Source organism: Lentibacillus halophilus (genome assembly GCF_055395055.1).
The window spans coordinates 815761-832000 of record NZ_AP043750.1 but is presented as its reverse complement, the minus strand read 5'-3'; the positions used below and the strand labels follow the sequence as shown (position 1 = coordinate 832000).

The 16240-nt window shown below is 44.9% G+C and carries 16 protein-coding genes; 9 read left to right on the top strand and 7 right to left on the bottom strand.

Annotated features, from left to right (window positions below; translation table 11 throughout):
* Positions 1 to 431: 431 nt before the first annotated feature.
* Both ACZ5Q7_RS03785 and ACZ5Q7_RS03780 read left to right on the top strand, forming a co-directional pair.
* On the top strand, positions 432 to 1229 hold the full coding sequence (locus tag ACZ5Q7_RS03785) for a superoxide dismutase (RefSeq protein ID WP_425542359.1): 798 nt from the start codon (positions 432 to 434) through the stop codon (positions 1227 to 1229).
* Positions 1230 to 1342: 113 nt separating this feature from the next.
* Positions 1343 to 2563 (top strand): hemolysin family protein, encoded by a 1221-nt coding sequence (locus tag ACZ5Q7_RS03780; RefSeq protein WP_343751914.1) that lies wholly within the window; start codon positions 1343 to 1345, stop codon positions 2561 to 2563.
* Between the two features lie 114 nt (positions 2564 to 2677).
* On the opposite strand, the gene ACZ5Q7_RS03775 is transcribed toward ACZ5Q7_RS03780, so the two are convergent.
* From ACZ5Q7_RS03775 to ACZ5Q7_RS03765, 3 genes are read right to left on the bottom strand one after another with little or no spacing between them, the layout of a single operon-like run.
* Positions 2678 to 3313 (bottom strand): PepSY domain-containing protein, encoded by a 636-nt coding sequence (locus ACZ5Q7_RS03775; protein ID WP_343751916.1) that lies wholly within the window; start codon positions 3311 to 3313, stop codon positions 2678 to 2680.
* Positions 3306 to 4673 carry a sensor histidine kinase gene (locus tag ACZ5Q7_RS03770; RefSeq protein ID WP_464433097.1) on the bottom strand — a complete coding sequence of 456 codons (1368 nt, stop codon included), beginning with the start codon at positions 4671 to 4673 and terminating at the stop codon, positions 3306 to 3308. The genes ACZ5Q7_RS03775 and ACZ5Q7_RS03770 overlap by 8 nt, the downstream gene beginning before the upstream one ends.
* Positions 4670 to 5350, bottom strand: a complete 681-nt coding sequence (locus ACZ5Q7_RS03765) for a response regulator transcription factor (protein ID WP_343751919.1) — start codon at positions 5348 to 5350, stop codon at positions 4670 to 4672. Before ACZ5Q7_RS03765 ends, ACZ5Q7_RS03770 begins: the two co-directional genes overlap by 4 nt.
* Before the next feature lie 224 nt (positions 5351 to 5574).
* Here ACZ5Q7_RS03765 and ACZ5Q7_RS03760 point away from each other — a divergent pair, with 224 nt between their 5' ends.
* From ACZ5Q7_RS03760 to ACZ5Q7_RS03750, 3 genes are all read left to right on the top strand, one after another.
* A complete protein-coding gene (locus tag ACZ5Q7_RS03760; RefSeq protein WP_343751920.1) occupies positions 5575 to 6531 on the top strand; it encodes a hypothetical protein in 957 nt (318 codons plus the stop codon).
* Between the two features lie 241 nt (positions 6532 to 6772).
* Positions 6773 to 6991, top strand: coding sequence for a YjzC family protein (locus tag ACZ5Q7_RS03755; protein WP_343751921.1), 219 nt, complete (start codon positions 6773 to 6775; stop codon positions 6989 to 6991).
* A gap of 328 nt (positions 6992 to 7319) precedes the next feature.
* Positions 7320 to 8816 carry a flotillin family protein gene (locus ACZ5Q7_RS03750; RefSeq protein ID WP_343751922.1) on the top strand — a complete coding sequence of 499 codons (1497 nt, stop codon included), beginning with the start codon at positions 7320 to 7322 and terminating at the stop codon, positions 8814 to 8816.
* Positions 8817 to 9330: 514 nt separating this feature from the next.
* Here the strand turns inward: ACZ5Q7_RS03750 and ACZ5Q7_RS03745 are convergent.
* Positions 9331 to 10014, bottom strand: coding sequence for a phosphoribosylaminoimidazolesuccinocarboxamide synthase (locus ACZ5Q7_RS03745; RefSeq protein ID WP_343751923.1), 684 nt, complete (start codon positions 10012 to 10014; stop codon positions 9331 to 9333).
* Positions 10015 to 10253: 239 nt separating this feature from the next.
* Here ACZ5Q7_RS03745 and ACZ5Q7_RS03740 point away from each other — a divergent pair, with 239 nt between their 5' ends.
* From ACZ5Q7_RS03740 to hutI, 4 genes are all read left to right on the top strand, one after another.
* Positions 10254 to 10976: a 3-ketoacyl-ACP reductase gene (locus ACZ5Q7_RS03740; protein WP_343751924.1), complete on the top strand. Its 723-nt coding sequence runs from the start codon at positions 10254 to 10256 to the stop codon at positions 10974 to 10976.
* A gap of 270 nt (positions 10977 to 11246) precedes the next feature.
* Positions 11247 to 11999 carry an SDR family NAD(P)-dependent oxidoreductase gene (locus ACZ5Q7_RS03735; protein WP_343751925.1) on the top strand — a complete coding sequence of 251 codons (753 nt, stop codon included), beginning with the start codon at positions 11247 to 11249 and terminating at the stop codon, positions 11997 to 11999.
* An 18-nt stretch (positions 12000 to 12017) separates the two neighbouring features.
* Positions 12018 to 12443 (top strand): MarR family winged helix-turn-helix transcriptional regulator, encoded by a 426-nt coding sequence (locus tag ACZ5Q7_RS03730; protein WP_343751926.1) that lies wholly within the window; start codon positions 12018 to 12020, stop codon positions 12441 to 12443.
* 149 nt (positions 12444 to 12592) lie between these two features.
* Complete coding sequence (gene hutI, locus ACZ5Q7_RS03725; RefSeq protein ID WP_343751927.1) at positions 12593 to 13858, top strand: imidazolonepropionase; 1266 nt, start codon at positions 12593 to 12595, stop codon at positions 13856 to 13858.
* Between the two features lie 148 nt (positions 13859 to 14006).
* On the opposite strand, the gene ACZ5Q7_RS03720 is transcribed toward hutI, so the two are convergent.
* Genes ACZ5Q7_RS03720 through ACZ5Q7_RS03710 form a run of 3 tightly spaced genes read right to left on the bottom strand, consistent with a single transcriptional unit; the run spans position 14007 to position 16184 of the window.
* Positions 14007 to 14771: a P-II family nitrogen regulator gene (locus tag ACZ5Q7_RS03720; RefSeq protein ID WP_343751929.1), complete on the bottom strand. Its 765-nt coding sequence runs from the start codon at positions 14769 to 14771 to the stop codon at positions 14007 to 14009.
* Positions 14722 to 15495, bottom strand: a complete 774-nt coding sequence (locus tag ACZ5Q7_RS03715; protein ID WP_425542360.1) for a DUF1538 domain-containing protein — start codon at positions 15493 to 15495, stop codon at positions 14722 to 14724. The genes ACZ5Q7_RS03720 and ACZ5Q7_RS03715 overlap by 50 nt, the downstream gene beginning before the upstream one ends.
* On the bottom strand, positions 15492 to 16184 hold the full coding sequence (locus tag ACZ5Q7_RS03710) for a DUF1538 domain-containing protein (RefSeq protein WP_464433093.1): 693 nt from the start codon (positions 16182 to 16184) through the stop codon (positions 15492 to 15494). The genes ACZ5Q7_RS03715 and ACZ5Q7_RS03710 overlap by 4 nt, the downstream gene beginning before the upstream one ends.
* Positions 16185 to 16240 lie beyond the last annotated feature (56 nt).

Genomic DNA, 16240 nt, shown 5'->3' with positions numbered 1-16240 from the left:
TTATGATCTGAAGGAGGAATAGGCCTATGCTACCGACACAAGAAATTTATTGGCTGCAGGAATTAAACAATTGGGCAGAACAATGTGAAGAATCAATAACTCATTTAAAGTATCGGGACAATGTCACTGAGGAAGGGGAGGCAGACATTGATAACTGGCTGAATCGGTTTAGCCAACTGCGGGGAGACATTCATGATTCCCGTGCCCAGATTGATGGGGATGATGCCGGGGAGGTGGATGTTGATGATCATGTCTACTCTCTGCAGAACAAGGCTGAATCGTTAAGAGAACAGGTCGCATCCTTTGTACAAGAGCTTCCGAATGCTGATATACAAGAGGAAGAGACAGCGGACAATAACACGGAATCCGGGCCACCGAAAATACCGGTTGATGATACGGAAGACTACCGAACAGATATGGTGACGGATGATATGGCAACCGAACAGACAGAAACAGCGACAAGTGACGATGTGACCACCGAACACGTGGAAATGGCGAACAATAACACGATAACTGAACAAACGGAAGAAGCGAGCAACAATGTAGGTGATGATCGGAAAGAATCGAATGATGAGACCAATGACGGCTGGCAATCGTCCTGGACCGTTCCGATTGGTAAGCATAAACTTCCACCACTGCCATACGCTTATAATGCATTGGAACCACATATCAGTGAGGAAATCATGCGGCTGCATCACGACAAGCACCACAAAGGTTATGTGGAAGGCCTTAATAAAGCCGAAAAAGAAATGGAGAAGGCAAGAAAACGTGGTGACTTCTCCCTGATCCGGCATTGGGAAGACGAAGCCGCCTTTAATGGTGCCGGCCACTATTTGCACACAATTTTCTGGTATAATATGTCCCCGAATGGCGGCGGTAAACCAAGCGGCCGAATCAAACAAGAAATCAATCGTACCTTTGGAGGTTGGGAGAAATTCAAGGAACACTTCTCCAACGCAGCGGAAAAGGTGCAAGCGGTCGGCTGGGCAATGCTCGTGTGGTCACCACGATCACACCGGACTGAAATATTGCAGGCTGAAAAACATCAAAACCTGTCCCAGCAGGATATGATTCCATTATTAGTACTGGATGTGTGGGAACATGCCTATTACTTACAGTACCAAACGAAACGCAAAGACTACATTGACGCATGGTGGAACGTCGTTAACTGGGACGATGTCAACAAGCGGCTGGAAGTAGCGCAAAACGTACAATGGACGCCATTTTAAAGCGGTGTCGCAGGCTGGGCAGTAGCATTACTGGTCAGCCTTTCTTTAAGGTTTAAAACACGGCCATTTGTGAAAAATAAAGCTACATACAATTATAAGGAGGCGTCTGAAGAGTGCTTCTTGCCATCATTCTATTATTATTTGCATCATTATTCTTTTCTGGCAGTGAAACCGCCCTGACGGCCATCAACAAGATGAAACTCCAGACAATGGCCAAAAATAATCATAAGAAGGCTGAAAAGCTATTGGACTTCATTTCCAAACCCAACGAGTTTATTACAACGATATTGATCGGCAATAACATAGCTAACATTATGTTACCGACGCTCGTGACGACGCTGGCGATTCAATACAATTTTCAGGTAGGACTAGCCTCGGCTATTCTGACCGTAACCATTCTTGTCTTTTCCGAGGTGCTTCCCAAATCGATTGCAGCGGCATTTCCGGATAAAATCTCCCTTGTCATTTATCCGGTCATCCGGTTTTTTGTCCTTATTTTTAAACCGGTAACCATTATTCTTAATGGGATGACTGACGCGATTACGAACGCCTTGGCAAAGGGACAGCCCTCGGATGAATCGGTATCCAAAGATGATCTGCGCGCCATGGTGGATATTGCCGACTCGGAAGGAACGTTTGATCAGGCGGAATCCCATCGTATTAAAGGGGTGCTCGACTTTTACAATCTGGATATAAAAGATGTCCTCCAGACACCAAGGGTTGATATCACCGCTCTGCCCATTACAGCCTCGTTTACGGAGGTGCGCGACGTCGTCATTCAAAATCCGTATACACGTTATCCGGTTTATCGGGAAGATATCGATGACATTATCGCCGTTTTTCATTCCAAGTATTTGTTGTCATGGGGAGAAGATCCGGACCAACCACTTGAGGCGTTCTGCTATATGGATCCCTTGATGGTGTATGAATTCCAGCCGACGGAATGGGTATTCCGCAAAATGACGAAACAGAAAAAGCATATGGCCATCATACTGGACGAGTACGGTGGTACGGAAGGAATATTGACCCACGAAGATGTGATTGAAGCGATGATTGGTCTGGAAATTGAAGATGAAATGGACGTGGCTAACGATACAACGATTGAGAAAGTCACCGACACCGAAATCATCTGTGATGGCAAAATAACACTGCACCGGCTGAATTCCATCTTCGGCACGGAAATTCCGGAAGAAGAAGATGTTCTCGCCGGCTATTTGTTAAAAGAAATAAATGACTTTCCGGAAGAAGGGCACGTACTCGAGCGAAACGATTTAACATTTAAAGTGCTGGTCGTGGAAGGACGGATGATTAGAAAAGTGCAGATTGTGAAGTAAACACACCGGTCTATGAAAAGAGTGACTTGCATTAGAATGGATGCTCACCCTATATTTTCTCGGAGACTGCTGATTACGTACAACAATTGGGAAGGATTACTTTTTTTAAAACACTTATTCCGCATAAAAATACAGCACTTTACCAGTAACAGCATCGACTTCAGCTTCTGCTTCTCCTCCGTTTGTCAGTTCGATTTCGACGTCGTAAATGTAGCGATCATCATCTTCATCAAGCTGGGCTTCAACGCCGGACTTTTTCGCTTCACCGTCAACATGTTTTAATACAATGTCACTCGCTTCCACTGCTGTAATCAGGCCATCGTTTTTATCTCCGGGATTTACGTCCGGAGATTCCTGATTCGTTTCGCTGTTATCCGGTTTGTCGCCATCGTGCTTCTTTTTGTTGTTATCCTGTTGGTCATTTTCTTGTTGTTTCTTTTCATTAGATCCATCGTTTTTTTGTTCGTTCTTTGAATCCGACCGTTCACCTTGCTCGATGGCATTCATGCTTAAGATGGATCCATCCGCATCATCGATTTGAACTTGATAGGTTCGTTCGTTTTTTCGCAGCCGGACCATATAATCCCCGTTTTCCTCTGTAGCATCTTCAATGGTTCCGCCGTACAATGTTTGCGCCCGTTCACTTGCTGCTTGCATTGAAAGGGTGTCTGATTGAAATGGCCAAAAGTAAACGAGGCAGACAATCAAAAGAACGCAAGCCGCCAATAGCAAACTTATTCGCTTAATCATCTTCTGACTGCCTCCTCTCTGTTACGTCACCAGGCAAACAAACAATAAATTGGGTGCCACGCGGCTCATTACCTTCAATTTCAATGGTTCCACCGTGCGCCTGAACGATTTGAAATGCCAGTGATAAGCCAAGCCCCGTCCCGCCTTTGTTACGGCTTCGTGCCTTATCAATTCGAAAGAAACGGTCAAAGACTTGCTCTCGTTCTTCCGGATCGATGCCAGGTCCATTGTCTGCCACAGTAAACACGATTCCGTTGTCATCTGTGGTTAATGTCAGATGAATCGGTTCATCGCCATATTTAATCGCGTTATCGAGCAGAATAAACAGCAGCTGCTGCCACTTTTCTGCGTCAATTTGCATCGTTAGCTCCGGTCCGGTCAGCGTTATGTCATCTTTTGTTACATGCTTCATGCGCTGAACGGCTTCTCTACTTAATTGGGTAATGTTTTGACGTTCTAAGTTCAGGGCACTCTGCTGATCGTGCCGGGCTAAGTCTAGCAGCTGTTCTACCAAATGCTGCATTCGTTTCGTTTCAGAATGAATAGCTTCAATTGCTTCATCACGGACCTCAGGGTCATTTTTTCCCCAGCGGCCCAGCACACTAGAATAACTGTCAATCACTGTCAGGGGCGTTTTAAGTTCATGGGACGCATCGGAAACAAATTGTTGTTGTCGTGAAAAATTCTCTTCCAAGCGGTTGATCATCCGATTGAATGTGCGAGTTAATTGGCCAAGCTCATCATTCATGCGTCTTTTTTCCGAAATGGTTTGAAAGCTGCCACTCTGTTCAATATCGTTCATGGTCGTAAGCAGTGTTCCAATTGGCTTAGCAATTAGACGAGCCAGAAGACGGGTGCCAAAGATTACCGGAATCAGGATGAAAAGCACGGAGACGATCAGAACGCCGCGCAATACGGCTAATGTCTTTTCTTCTTGATCTAGGCTTTCAGTGATCTCCAAGGAAACAACACGTCCGTCAGACCAAATAAGAGGAAAATAGACAGACGCTATTCGGCCATTCGAGGTTTCACGTACGGCTGTTTTATGTTCTTTGGCAAAGTGAGGATCCAATTTCCGCAACTTGGGAACTTGAGTGCCTATCGACAGTACCTTGTTATTAGAAGAGATGACACGGACCATGCCATTGGTTGGAGTGGATGCTTTTATGAGCTGGGATGTCGGTACATCCGTTTCACTTTTCAACGATTGTAAGATATCCTCTGATTGGTTATTCAACCGGTCGGTCACGGATTTCACAAGCAAACGATCCGATGCGGCATAGATACCGATATGCGCTGCCAGCAATAGAACAATGAGCAATCCTGTGGTTAACAGTTGGATCCTTGTCCTTAACTTCATGTCGCCTCACGCAGTACATAGCCAACGCCCCGAACGGTCTGGATCAGGGCAGACGTGTAGCCCCGGTCAATTTTTTGTCGCAAATAACGAATATAGACATCGACAATATTGGTTTCCCCAGCGTAATCAAATCCCCAAACATGGTGAAGCAGCTGGTCCCGGGTCAGGACAATGTCTTTATTACGCAACAGACAAATCAATAGATCAAATTCCCGCGGTGTCAATTCAATCGGCTGGTCTGCCCGTGTCACTTGATGTGTCTGAACATTGGCCGTTAAGTCCGCGACGGTGAAGACCTCAGGCGCAGCTGCTGTATCACCCTGACGCAAACAAGCACGTACTCTTGCCAACAATTCTTCCATATCAAAAGGCTTTGTAACATAGTCGTTCGCACCTTGATCGAGCCCCGAAACTTTATCCGGAACAGTGTCACGAGCGGTTAGCATAATGACAGGCGTTGAATCCCCTCTGGAGCGCAACCGGCGTAAGATATCTATACCACTGCGCTCGGGCAGCATGACATCCAGTAAGAGTAAGTCCCAGGAATCGCTTTCAGCAAGCGTTAAGCCTTCATCGCCTGCCTCAGCTGTTACCGCTTGGTGTCCTTCATGTTCCAGTTCTAAAGCTAACACGCGTGCAATGGATGTTTCATCTTCTACAATAAGTATTCGTGCCATTTCTTATTCCCCTTTTTCTTCCGCTACCATATACACTTTATTATATCACTGGCTGTAAATAATAAGAAGACGTTGGCTTAACGGACGAAATTTTTCTTACCATAAGATGAATGATCGTTAACAACAATCAACCTATTTCTCATTGAATTCTAATTTTACTCTAAAGATGTTCTTAGAAAGAATCGATATAATGAAATTAATCAACGAAACAAGGAGGCAGAAACATGAAAACATTATTTCTATCATCAGCAGCGGGAGCATTGTTATTATCAGGAGGATTAACTGGCATGGGAGGTGCCCAAGCAACAGATGCACCGGATCAAGGAAATGCTCAAACACCAACACATCAAGTGAGCAGCGAAAACGTAAAAATTTCCAGTAATGTTCAAACGTATGCTGAATATGAGGTTCTGGACGAGCATGTGAATGATGTTGAGGATTATCAAGTAAACGTCGTCGCAAACAACGCTAACAAACGTGTGATTATCCTGAGCGATGATAACAATCAGGAACAGTACAAAAGCGTTTTTGTCAAAAATAATGACCGACTTAAAATCATTGACTTAGACAATGGGCCAATTTTTAACAACGTTCTTACCAACTCCGAAGCTGACAACGATGACGATGCAGCAGAAGATGAAAACGAGTCATCAGATGAGGCTTCCAATGACGTGGATGATTTTCCTGAATTTGATACATTGGAAGATGAAGTGAATGCGGATGATGATCAAGTACGAATCGTAGAAGACAACCAGCATAAGCGTGTCATGTATGTACAGGACGAAGATCGCCAGAACGAGTATAAGAGCATCTTTATTAAAGATACGAACCGTCTCAAAATCATTGACCTGGATAATGGGCAAGTTTTTAATCAAGTTTTGACCGATTCGGATAAACAAGAAGCTGACGACGATGACGATGCAGCAGAAGATAAAAATGAGTCATCTGATGAAGCTTCCGGTGATGTAGAAGATTTTCCTGAATTTGATACTTTGGAAAATGAAATCAATGCGGATGACGATCAAGCACGCATAGCAGAAGACAACCAGCATAAGCGTGTCATGTTTGTACAAAGTGAAGACAGCCAAAATCAATATAAGAGCATCTTTATTAAAGATACGAACCGTCTCAAAATCATTGACCTGAACCATGGGCAAGTTTTCAATCAACAGATTAAGTAACTTTGGAAAACAAACATAATGGTTAAAAGCACACCTTACTGATGAAGTAAAATAGTAATCAGTAGGTGTGTTTTTAGTTTAATGACTCGTAGCCATGCCGAAGAAAACATGCTGAGTGACTTTCTCCTGTGTTATAAAAACAGTTTGGTCGCTCATTACACTCCTTGACCCTTATTTTCCCAATTATAATGCTGGGATGATCAGGCAGAATAGGAAATACACAAGGTAAGGAGGGATAAACATGGGTGAACAGTCTCAATTTCAAGCTGGTGAAAAGGCCCCCAATAACGGCGTTTATATTGAAGCGGGGGAGACGGGAAGCAATGTGGAGGATCCGCAGCAAATAAAAATGGAAGCCGGAGAAAAGTTTCCAGATAATGCAAATCAGGACCGTGTGTGGATTAATAAGCGTGACTTGTCGAGACCAGGTGTACAGGGGCGCAGCAATAATCGGCGGTAAGATCTTAATTATATGTTACAAAAAACTGCTGGCACAACGTCGGCAGTTTTTTAATGCTTTTTTGAGCCGTTCATTCCAAATCGAATCAGATATGTTATGATAAAAGTGATACCAAATAGTGGATATCCGCTGATACATAAAGGGAGGAAAGACGGATGCCGGTCCGTCAGCAGTGCGGGACGACATGGGCTTGGAAAGATTTGGGTTCTGAAATGATACAGGTGCGAATAGTATGATAGGAGTGATTTTTACTGAGACACAAGTCAAACACAAAATGAAAGCAGCGTGGTGAGCTTGGATTGACATTCAATAAGGAGGCTATTTTTTTATGTTTCAGGATGCACTGATTTTGATGATTCTTGCGATAATTGCGGTTGTAGCGCTCGTTGTGGGAATTATTATGTTTATTATTTTCCGGATTCGCTACAAAACCGCGAGTTCCAATGAAGCCTTGATTGTGACAGGGCCAAAGCTTGGCGATCCAGAAAAAGAGCGGAATATCTTCCAGGATGAAAATGGCCGCTCAGTTAAAATTATTCGCGGCGGTGGGTATCGGCTGCGTATGTTTCAGACAGCGACCCCCATTGATTTGACCTCGTTTCAGTTAAAAGTTGATTCTGAAAAAGCGTACACGCGGGAAGGCATTCCCGTACGGGTGGTCAGCACGGCGGTCATCAGTATTGGAAGCGAACTGCAAATTATGGCAAATTTTGCGGAGAAATTTCTTGGGAAAAAGCAGAATGAGCGTGAGGAAGAACTGAAGGATGTGCTGAATGGTCATTTACGCGCCATTATTGCATCACTATCCATTGAAAAAATTTATAACGATTTTAAAGAAGTCAATACGCAGGTGAAGAAGATTGCGGAATCCGATCTGAAAGGTATGGGTTTTGAGATTACCTCATTTGCATTGAACGATGTGGAGGACGTCGATACCGAAAATGGCTATATCGACGCATTGGGACGCCCGCATATCGCAGAGGTACAGAAGCAGGCGGATCAGGCGGAATCCGATGCCAAAAAGGAAACCCGCATTTATCAGGCACAAAACGATCAAGAAGCACAAGATGAAGAAAACCGTCGCCTGACAGCAGTTGCCCAATCGAAAAAGGAAAAAGACATTAAAGAAGCTGAATTCCAGAAAGAAACAAACCGTGCTAACGCCAATGCCGAACAAGCCGGCGAACTGGAAAAGCAACGGCTTGCACAACAAGTAAAAGATGAAGAGTTGAAAGTTCAATACATCGAAAAGCAACGCGCGGTGGAATTGGAAGAGGAAGAAAACAAACGCCGGCGCTCAGTTGCCGATACCGATGCGTATAAAGTGACAAAAGAAGCTGAAGCCGAAGCAGAAAAGGAACGCATCAAAGGGGAGTCCGATGCAGAAGTCATCCGGCAGCGCGGTAAAGCGGAGGCTGAATCCAAAGCACGGATGGCCGAGGCGATGGAAAAATACGGCGAAGCAGCGATTGTCGAAATGCTCATTAACGTCTTGCCCGAGTATGCGGAAAAAGTGGCAGCTCCAATTTCCCAGATTCAGGATATGAAAGTCATTGATATGGGCGGTAGTGATTCCCAAGGCGGCTCGTCCAAAGTGGCCAATAACGTCACCTCGACGATGCTCGGCATCCAGGAATCATTGAAGGAAACGACCGGCATGGATTTGAAGGCCATGCTGGAGAGCTATGTATCCAACGGTCAAACGGATCACTTCAACGCTCAGAAAGAACAATACTACCAGGAAGCTTCCGCCGCTCAAAGCCCAGATGCATCACAGCCGGAAAGCGAAGAGGGTGACACCGGGGAAACAGCGGATGAGGAATAATCGTTAAGCTCAAGTAGCGGTATAACAAGACGTCATTCTTTTTGTTGGAATGGTGTTTTGCCTATACAAATGAATGACTGTCTTCATTATACTTAGTTTATATCCGTTTGTTCTAACATTGTCTAACGAAAAAGAACCATATTGGTGAATGAGGTTGTTAAAGGATATACCATTAGTATGGAGGAGCTGAGGAAGAATAGAAGGGTAAAAAAGGGGCTGGGACAAAAGGTATTTAGTCAAAGAAAAATCCGAACTATGATTCGCAAATAATCTGAATCAGTTCGGATTTTTGTTTAGCGTAGGAAAAACACGGAGACTCCTGCGGGATGGAAAGCCTAGATGAGACCCCGCAGTGCGATAAGCACGAGGAGGCTCATCAGCGCCCGCGGAAAGCGTAGTGTTTTTCCGGAGCGGCGACTACGTCTAAAACATATCGTTCGTATTTAGAAATGATTTATTTCGTTTTGTCCGAGCCCCTGATTGGTATGTGTCGGCCCCCGTGGCTTTTAAATAGTTACGTCTTTGTGACCATCTTTGCAAGTTCCAAGGGTGCTACATAAACGCCATCTTTAAAGGCGCGCATATTGCCGCCTGAAATTTCATCAATCAGCACTATCTCTCCGTCCTGGTCACGGCCGAATTCAAGTTTTATATCATACAGATCAATAGCCTGTTCGGCGAGCTCATTCTTCACAAGCGTCGCAATTTTTTGTGTGCGGTCTTTCAGGATACTGTATTCCGCTTTGGTTAAAATACTCAGCGTATCAAGTGCATCCCGGCTGATGGGAGGATCTCCGCGTTCATCATCCTTCAATGTTACTTCGACAAATGCATCCAATGGTTGGCCTTCTACGGCATATTTTCCGTAGCGGCGGATAAAGCTGCCTGTCGCGCGGAAGCGGCAAATGACTTCCAGGCCTTCGCCGAACACTGTCGCTGGAACGACTGTCATCGTTTGCCTGTCGATATCCGTCTCGATAAAATGCGTCGGAATCCCCTGATCCCGGCATTGTTTGAAAAAGTGAGTCGTCAGCCTGAGACCAGCTTTTCCAGCTCCCTCAATCGAAAGACCAACCGTGTTGGCTCCTGGATCAAACACACCATCTTCACCCGTCATGTCATCTTTAAACTGCAGCATATAGTTTCCATTATCAAGTGCATAGACATCTTTGGTTTTCCCAGTATATACCTCGTTCATCGGTTGATTCCTCACTTGTACAAATTTTATTTCGCAGTGAATCATTCATATTGTGACACACATTGAATAATCGTGTAAATTGTTTGATGTTTATATATTGTATTCCAAGTTCATTTGCTGCTTTGACATTTATTTTCCGAACGTCCATAACGTTTCCTGTTTAAATCGCCATCATTGAATATCCGTCCAGGAAACTTTAAACTGAACAGTAAGATATTTTTCGAAAGGGTGGTTCGTAAATGGGACAGGAAATACAGGGAAAAGTAGCGTACATAACCGGTGCTGGCAGTGGTATAGGGCGCGCGACGGCTCTTGAACTGGCTGCAGAAGGTGTGCATGTCGGGTTGATCGCCCGTACTGAAAGCAAGTTGCAGGCTGTTGCCAAAGAAGCAGAGGCCCATGGCGTGACCGCTCACTATACAGCCTGTGACATTGCAGACATGACCAATGTGGAGCAGTCCGTAGATGAATTGCGGCAACACGTAGGCTCTGCCGATATTTTGATCAACAATGCTGGCATCGGTTTAAAAGGGAATTTTTTGGACCTTGATCCGGAAGACTGGAAGCACACGTTGGAAGTGAATGTCTTTGGTACGTATCACGTCACCCGAGCTGTGCTTCCGGACATGATCGAAAAAGATAAAGGCGATATCATCAACATCTCGTCCAGTAATGGTCTAAAAGGGACGGCAGGGTCAACGTCGTACAGTGCGTCTAAATTCGCCGTACAAGGAATGTCTGAGGCGTTGATGCAGGAAGTCCGGCCGCACAACATCCGTGTCTTCACCATGAATCCAAGCATGGTGGCAACAGAAATGATGTATGGGGATGACCCTGAACAAAATGATAAAGACAAGTACATGCAACCGGAAGATCTGGCGGAATATATGGTATCGCAGCTCAAACTTCAACAGCGTATTTTCATTAAACAATCGCTGCAGTGGGCGACCAATCCGTTTTAAACTGAGAATGATAAACAGCCCCTTTACCTTAAGGATAACATATCACGGGTGAGGGGTTGTTTTATTAATAGGACAGTTACAAAATCTAGCGTAATATAGAGATTCCTGAGAACAACATACTATGCGTAAATATGATTCTTCTGGTGCAGTTTTTTCATAGCATACGGAAGAATAAGATGATGGCCGGATTCCATTGGGAGAGGCAGTTATTTTACTTATAAATATTTTAGTGCTAAAATATTTACATAACCCAGTCAAGGAGTGATCGAAATGGGAAGATTACAGGATAAGGTTGCCATTATTACGGGCGGTGCTGGTGGCATTGGCCAGGGGATGGCAACGGCTTTTGTTAAAGAAGGTGCCAAGGTGGTCATTGTCGACTTGAATGAAGAAGCTGGTCAGGAAGCCATCAAGCATTTACAACAACATCAGCAGGAGTCGACTTTCATTCAAGCCAATTTAGCTGAGCATGATAAACTTGAAAGTATTGTGGAACAAGTCGTGGACAAGTATGGGAAACTGGATATTCTCGTCAATAACGCCCATGCATCGAAAAACAAACCTTTTTTGGAAACGACCCAAAAGGACTTGGATTTGTCGTTTGATACTGGCTTTTATCCGACGTTCTACTTGATGCAGGCGGCGATTCCTCATTTGCAGGAGACAAAAGGGAAAATCATTAATTTTGCATCAGGTGCCGGGATTGAAGGACATGCCAATCAGGCGGCATATGCGGCAGCAAAAGAAGCCATTCGTGCGATTACAAGGGTTACCGCCAATGAATTCGGCAAGGATGGTATTAACGTCAATCTGATTGCTCCGATCGCCAACTCCCCAGGTGTACAGCAATGGGCAAAAGAACAGCCGGAATACTATCAGGACGTTTTGGAAAACATTCCATTGCGGCGTTTCGGTGAACTGGAGGAAGATATTGGTCGTGCCGCTGTATTCCTTGCAAGTGACGATTCGAATTATATTACCGGACAAACCATCAATGTCGATGGCGGTTCCATTAAATTTTAATAATGGTAGGGCGATCGAATGAACGATAATATTTTTAAGCTGATTCGAGCGGTTGAAATATTCAATAATGAAACCATTGTTCGTTTCAACGGATCATATAATCATAATATTGGTATTTCATCCATCCTTGTTTTGCTTGAATTGCGTCAAAAAGGGCCCAGTAAGTCATCGGCTATTGCTAAAGAATTAAGTTATACACCTGGTGCGATGACGAATATTGCAAACAAGCTCATTAACGAGGGGTATGCTGTTCGTAAATATGACGAACAAGACCGGAGAAAAGTGTTGCTGGTCATTACGAATCAAGGACATCAGGCGCTGGCTGATGCCCAAAAAACAGGCCAGGAATTGTATAAAGATTTGTTTCACATACTTACGGGAGAAGAAATTCGGCAGTTTCAGACTATTTATGAAAAATTGCTGCGTCATTTAGGTAAAGGATAAATGTCATTGGCCGACAGTCGTGTAACATGATCAAAGCAGGTGAGGGGTTATAGTTTAATGAGTAATAGTCTGATTTGTGTGTCATTTCATAGTATGCTACACTTATAAAGCATCGAACACCTCATTGAAAAAAACGAGGAGGTGGAACAATGGGATCGTCTTTATTGATTAAAAACGCATCTCAAGTTGTGACGATGGCTGGTCATACTGAAGCATCTGCAAAACAGGATGTAATGCGAGAATTAACAATCTTGGAAAATGGCAGTATACTCATAAAGGACGGCATTATTAAGGCTGTCGGTAAACAGAAAGAGTTGGAACATTTATACAAGAATGATATGGCTGAAGCAGAGGTTTTGGATGCAACCGGGAAGACGGTTACCCCCGGCTTGATCGATCCGCATACGCATTTGGTTCATGCCGGTACCCGTGAAAATGAGTACGCGATGCGTCTGAACGGCAAGTCGTATATGGACATCATGAATGCTGGTGGCGGAATCCATGCAACAACGAGGGCAACACAGGAAGCGGATTTTGATCAGTTATATGATGAATCGAAACAACGGCTCGATACCTTTTTCCAGTACGGGGTGACAACGGTGGAGGCTAAAAGTGGCTATGGTCTTTCACTGGAGCATGAACTAAAGCAGTTAGAAGTCGCTGCTAAACTGGACGAGGATCATGCGATGGATGTCGTCTCCACGTTTATGGGGGCGCATGCTGTACCGGTCGATGAGCGGGATAATCCAGAACCGTTTGTCAGCCGAGTGATTGAGGAAATGATTCCGGAAGTGGCCAGACGCAAATTAGCTCACTTCAATGATGTCTTTTGCGAACGCGGCGTATTCACCCCGGAACAGTCACGACGAATTCTGGAAGCCGGCAAAAAATATGGACTCATTCCCAAGATACATGCTGATGAAATTGAGCCATACGGCGGTGCTGAGTTGGCTGCAGAAATCGGGGCAATTTCGGCTGAACACCTTTTGAAAGCATCCGATAAGGGCATCCAGCAAATGGCTGAAAATGATGTCATGGGCGTCCTGCTGCCTGGGACGGCATTTTTCCTGATGGCGGAATATGCTGATGCTCGGAAAATGATTGACAGTGGTGTGGCCGTCACACTGTCCACCGATGCCAATCCGGGTTCCTCCCCCACATTGTCCTTGCCGTTCATCATGAATTTGGGCTGCCTGAAAATGGGTATGACACCAGAAGAAGTGCTGACCGCAACGACGATCAATGCGGCCCATGCGATTAACCGTGCTGACGTTATCGGCAGTCTGGAAGCCGGTAAACAAGCCGATGTTGCCATATTTAATGTCCCGAACTATCTAATGTTGTCGTATCATTACGGGATGAACCATATTGGTGGCGTTATTAAGAAAGGCAAGCTGTTAAACATAAAATCTTGATTAAGAGAGCACATACAGTTTATTAGTTGCTGAAAGTCAAAAATGGCTGCGACTGGCATAGATGTCGTCATTCATTATATGGGAAAAACGACCAGCTGGAAAAAAGTAAAGATGTGCGTTCATCACACATAAAAGGAAGAGCGTCCAGTCACTCTTCCTTGTCGTGTTTCTTTTTCTTCTTGTGCTTCCTGTATTCTTCTTTCACCCAATCATTCATTTCATGGCTAATGCCGACGGTGCTGTCAACTTCCAGAACAAAAGCAACGCCTTTGCCCGGCTTTTTCAGTTCCGCATCTTCATTAATCGTCTGCAGGACATCTTTTGTTTTGTTCCGATCGATCAAAGTCAGCACCATTTCTTTTTCAGGTTCAATCATAATATTGAACAGTTTGGCCTTTTCATGGACCCCTGTGCCACGGCCATGCAGAATGGTTCCGCCCTCGGCCCCGGCTTTTCTGGTTGCATCGACGACTTTTTCTGAATCGCCTCTGTTGACAATCGTAATGATCAGATCGTATAACACGTTTTGTTCGCTCATAGTGTCAGCAGCACCCTCCTTGACCGTTTCGGCACCTTCGCCATTCCACCCAAGCAAATGGTTAATGCCGGCAAGTTGTTTCGTATCAATGACAAACCCGATTCCATGTCTTGGTTTATCCAACTGAACGGAATCAATAATGGCACGCCGGACATCGTCAAAAATGTCATCGGAGACAAGTGTCAGTATGACGGCACGTTCGCGTTCTACCGGTATGCCGAGTACGCGTTTTTTTTCATTGAGACGGAACCCATCTCCCAAAATCGTTGTTCCGCCCTGTGCCCCGGCATTGCGCGATGCCTGGACGACTCTTTTGGCCTTATCCTTATGAACGATTGTGATGAGAAGTTTTTGCCCCTGAATCATCACTGACATACTGACCTTTCTCCTTTCTGCTGAACAGTATTCCAAGCGTCAACACTGACAATATCGGAGCCAATGCAACCAATGCAACCATACCGAATCCATCCAAAAGTGGGTCGCGTCCGTCAATCTGTGCGGCGATTCCAGTGAACATAGCGAGTACGAATGTTGCTGTCATTGGTCCGGTTGAAACGCCGCCTGAATCAAATGCAATCGCCGTAAATTTTTTCGGCGAAAACCGTATCATAATAAACGCTATGATATACCCTGGAATGATAAAGTACCATAGCGAGAAACCGTAAATAAGCCGTATCATGGATAATGCAACCGATATACCGACCCCAGTCGACAACGTGTACAGCAATAGTTTTTCCGGGATGTAGCCACCGGATACTTTTTCCGCTTGCTCTACCATAACAGCGACGGCGGGTTCTGCATAGATGGCAAAAAAACCAATGATGAACCCGATCGGTATGAGGGTCCATTTATGGGTGAATCCGCCGAGAACCTGGCCCATAAGCTCTCCAAACGGCATAAAGCCGATATGTACCCCTTGGAGAAACAGGGACAGACCTGCAAAGGCAAAGACAAAGCCAGTACCAATATCAAGAAGTCTCCTCGCCGGGAGTTTTAAAAAAACAAAGTGGAAAATAGCGAACAACACAGCCAGTGGCAGCAATGCGATGGCGACGTCTTGCATCGTCCCGAGAAATCCGCCAAATATATCAAATGTCATCCATAAATCACTCCCAGAATCAACACGGACAAAATCGGCCCGATTGATGCCAATCCGACTAGTCCGAATCCATCACTCGAGGCGCTTTTTCCTCTGATGACTGATGCGACACCGACTCCGAGTGCCAGTACAAAGGGAACAGTCAGTGGCCCCGTCGTCACCCCGCCGGAATCAAAGGAAATGGGTACGAAATAGGACGGGGTGAACGCCGCAATTAAGAAAACAAGCCCGTAACCGCCTGCCAGTAAATAAACAATACTGATTTTGAAAATAATCCGTAACATAGCAAGTCCGACGAAGATACCAACCCCCATTGCAACGGCCAGAATGAGCATCTGCTGTGAAATCGCCCCATCGGAGACATTATCAATTTGTGAGGAGAGCACACGCACATCCGGCTCTGCAATGGTTACAACTGCACCAAGCAGAAACCCAAAAAGGATGATGACCCACAGCTTTTTGGTTTTGGTCAGTGCGGAACCAATCAATTCGCCGACAGGGAGCAATCCGATATCAACACCGAGTAAAAACAGTATCAGTCCAATTCCGACAAACAGGACGCCGATTAAAAATTGTAAAAAATCTTCCATGGGTAGCCAAATGATGGTGAATTGCAGTAGCGTGATCACCAGTGCAATCGGAGCAATGGAATAAATAACTTCCAGTGCCGTATCCTTCAGATTATCCATAAAAAACCCCCAGCAAGCATTGGCGATTGGTATTCGTTGCAGAAAAATAGGAAAAA